4 protein-coding genes are annotated in these 3,267 nt (G+C 57.9%); 2 read left to right on the top strand and 2 right to left on the bottom strand.

What is annotated here, in order from left to right:
* Positions 1 to 191 (bottom strand): hypothetical protein (locus NP596_RS20700; RefSeq protein ID WP_256617282.1); only part of this gene is annotated, 191 nt, incomplete at its 3' end.
* Positions 192 to 338: 147 nt separating this feature from the next.
* A complete protein-coding gene (locus NP596_RS20695) occupies positions 339 to 626 on the bottom strand; it encodes a hypothetical protein (protein WP_256617281.1) in 288 nt (95 codons plus the stop codon).
* 305 nt (positions 627 to 931) lie between these two features.
* On the opposite strand from NP596_RS20695, the gene NP596_RS20690 reads away from it, so the two are divergent.
* Both NP596_RS20690 and NP596_RS20685 read left to right on the top strand, forming a co-directional pair.
* On the top strand, positions 932 to 1,384 hold the full coding sequence (locus NP596_RS20690; RefSeq protein WP_256617280.1) for a ribosomal protein L7/L12: 453 nt from the start codon (positions 932 to 934) through the stop codon (positions 1,382 to 1,384).
* A gap of 116 nt (positions 1,385 to 1,500) precedes the next feature.
* The coding region (locus NP596_RS20685; RefSeq protein WP_256617279.1) for a proline dehydrogenase family protein at positions 1,501 to 3,267 on the top strand (1,767 nt) is incomplete at its 3' end.

The raw sequence follows: 3,267 nt of genomic DNA, 5'->3' as shown, positions 1-3,267 counted from the left end.
CCCTCGATGCGCGCGGCCGCCGCATCCGCCACGCCGAACGCCTCCACCCCGGCGTCCATGTCCCGAAAAAAAACCGCGCAACCGGCCAAATCCGGCTTTGCCGGGATAACCAGCGGTTGCCGCCACGCGCAAGCCTGCATCGCTAACGCCAGAATGAAGGTCGACAGCGATAAACTCAACCCGCGCGTCATGGCGGGCCGAACGCAAACCGGCTTGTAGTCAGCCGGATTGAAGCGGCGTACGCAAACCATCGCGAAACGGCGCAACGGCCGATGTTAAAAACAAACCTAAAAAATCCGGCATAGGCAATCTCCAAAACAAACAGGCGCACTATATTTTTAAGGCATGACCGATCTTCTTAAAGTCGATACCGCAATGCCGCCGCTTTCCGAGACGCGGGCCTGTACCGAAAGCAAGATTTTTTGATTGATCGTTGAATCGAGCGCGGTATGAATGACGGTTACGGCATAGTAATCGGCATGATGGATAACGACAGCCGCGTCGCTAAAAATCCATTGGAATTTGGAATCCAAGGGCTCTTTCAATTGGATATGCTCCATAATCGCTGTGGTGGCGTCGCCCCACTCGCACCATAGATCATCAAGTGACCGGTAACGTCGAATCATAGTTTGAGTAAACCTTATGGTTGTCGATAAAGGCAAATCGCAGAGACTATCCCGTTTCTCGTGGCGGCATTGACTCATTTACACGTGAACGGGGCCCTAAACGGGGTTTCGCCACACTGCAAGGCAGTCTACACGGAATTGTCGCGTTTATGTTTATTTGCCTGCGCGGGCGTGTTGTCTACACTTGACACCGGCGGGCGCATTTGCAGGCAAATACGTCCGCCGGTGTCGATTTTTCCAAGCATAGCCAGGCACCGCCGGCCGTCGCCGGGTTGGGCCACGACAAAAACACGAGGTAATACAGTATGCAAGCATCCGAACCCACCCTTTCCGAACGGGCCGCCGCGGCGGCCGACGCCGGCAATCTGCTTGAGGCCATTAAACAGGTACGGGAGGAAACCGGTCTCGGCCTCAAAGAAGCCAAGGACTTGGTGGACGCGTATCTGCGACTTGGACACTCCCCGTCGCCAAGCACAACTGCCGCCTCATCCGCCGAGATGCCGGTTGCGGCCCTGCTGGCCTTGAAGAACGGCGTGTTGATAGAGGCTATCCAACATTACCGCAACCATAATCGTTGCGGCTTGAAAGATGCCAAGGAAGCGGTGGAGCGCTATCTCGACGCCAACCCGCTCGCCAAGCAGCAATTCCAGGCCGCCGCCAAGGCAAACGGCAAGCCGTTTCTGAACGTATTGCTGGCGCTGGTGATTCTGGGATTGATCGCGGCGGGCTATTGGTATGTCACTGGCCAGACGCTCTAACGCGAGTTCGTTTCATCGCCGTTCCATGCAACGAACCGTCCGGCTAGCTGTCGTAATCGACAACGTTTCAACGTGCAATTCCGCGCGGCTTTGCATAAGCACCCAGGGGAGCAGCCATGAACCGACCCGCTTTGGCATCATTTCGCGACCGGATAAACCGGGCGTTTTTACAACCTGAAGCGCTGCTCGTTCCCGAGTTGATTCGGATGCTCGGCGATTACGGCCGGCAAGAAACCGAAGACTTTGCCAAACGTTTGCTTGGCGCCATTCGCGGCCAACACAATCAGGCCTCGCCCTTCGAAGCGTTTTTACAGGAATACAGCCTCGACAGCGCGGAAGGCATCGTGTTGATGAGCATGGCGGAAGCCTTGCTGCGCATACCCGACCAAGCCACCCAAAACCGCTTCCTGCGGGAAAAACTGGCCGATGCCGATTGGCACAGCCATGTGCTGCACAGCGATTCGCTAATGGTGAATCTGGCCAGTAGCGCCTTGCTGCTGAGCGGCAAAGTCGAACAGCGGATTCGCCTGCACGCGTTGGACCACCACCCATCCCTGTTTGCCGGTTTGCTTTCGCGTCTGGGCGAGCCATTGATACGTAACGCCGTCAAACAAGCCATGCAGTATCTGGCGCAACATTTCGTGCTTGCAGAGCGGATAGACGTAGCGCTGGATCGGGCCGCCGCCCAACCCGGCTACCGCTATTCGTTCGACATGCTGGGCGAAGCCGCGCTGACCACGGCCGATGCAGAACGCTATTTTCAAGCGTATTCCCAAGCCATCGCCACCCTGGCGACGGTGGCCGGCGCGGATTTATTCGCCAACCCCGGCATCTCCATCAAATTATCCGCGCTGTATCCGCGCTACGAAGCCTTGCAGGCCAGCCGCGCCATTCCCGCCATCGGCGAAAAGCTATTGCCCTTGATCAAGCAGGCCAGAACCGCCAATATTAGCGTCACTCTCGATGCCGAGGAAGCCGAACGGCTGCAGATGAGTCTGACGATATTCGCCGAGCTGGTCCAACACCCAGCCCTGGCCGGCTGGCACGGCTTGGGCTTGGCGGTGCAGGCCTATCAAAAACGCGCCATGGCGGTCATCGATTGGCTGGCGGAATTGGCAAAGCAACAGCAACGCGTGATTCCGCTACGCTTGGTAAAAGGCGCTTATTGGGATACCGAAATCAAACGCGCCCAGGAAAACGGCTGGTCCGATTACCCGGTTTTTACCCGAAAAGCCGCCACTGACGTGTCTTATCTGGCCTGCGCCAAGGCCATCCTGTCCCGGCCGGAGGCTTTTTATCCGCAATTCGCCACCCACAACGCCCACACGGTGGCGGCGATTTGCCGACTGGGTCAAGATCACCCCGGCTTCGAGTTTCAACGCTTGCATGGCATGGGCCAGCCCTTGTACGACCGCCTGCTGGAAACGCACCCGCTTCTCCGCTGCCGGGTCTATGCGCCGGTCGGCGGTTACCGGGATTTGTTGCCTTATCTGGTACGGCGCCTGTTGGAAAACGGTGCCAATACCTCGTTTATCCACCAAGCGGAAAATACGGCCATCAGCCCGGAAACCTTATGCCGGGACCCGGTACTGGCATTGCAAGACGCCGAACCGGCGCCCATTGCCCTGCCGGAAGATTTATTCGCTCCGCAACGCAAAAACTCCCAAGGTTTGAATTTAACCGACCTGGGGCTACTGCAACAATGGCAAGCCGATCTGGCCGAGTTCAGCGGCAAAACCTGGCAAGCCGCGCCGCTGGTGAGCGGCCAAGCCTACGCCGGCGATACTATTACTGTGTTCAGCCCGTTCGACCGCAGTGCGGTGGTCGGCCAAGCCGCTTGCAGCCCGCCCCAGGCAAGCGAAATGGCGCGGAAACGAGCCACG

It is taken from the genome of Methylomonas rivi (genome assembly GCF_024505165.1).
GTDB lineage: Bacteria > Pseudomonadota > Gammaproteobacteria > Methylococcales > Methylomonadaceae > Methylomonas > Methylomonas rivi.
This window is presented reverse-complemented; position numbering and strand designations above follow the sequence as displayed.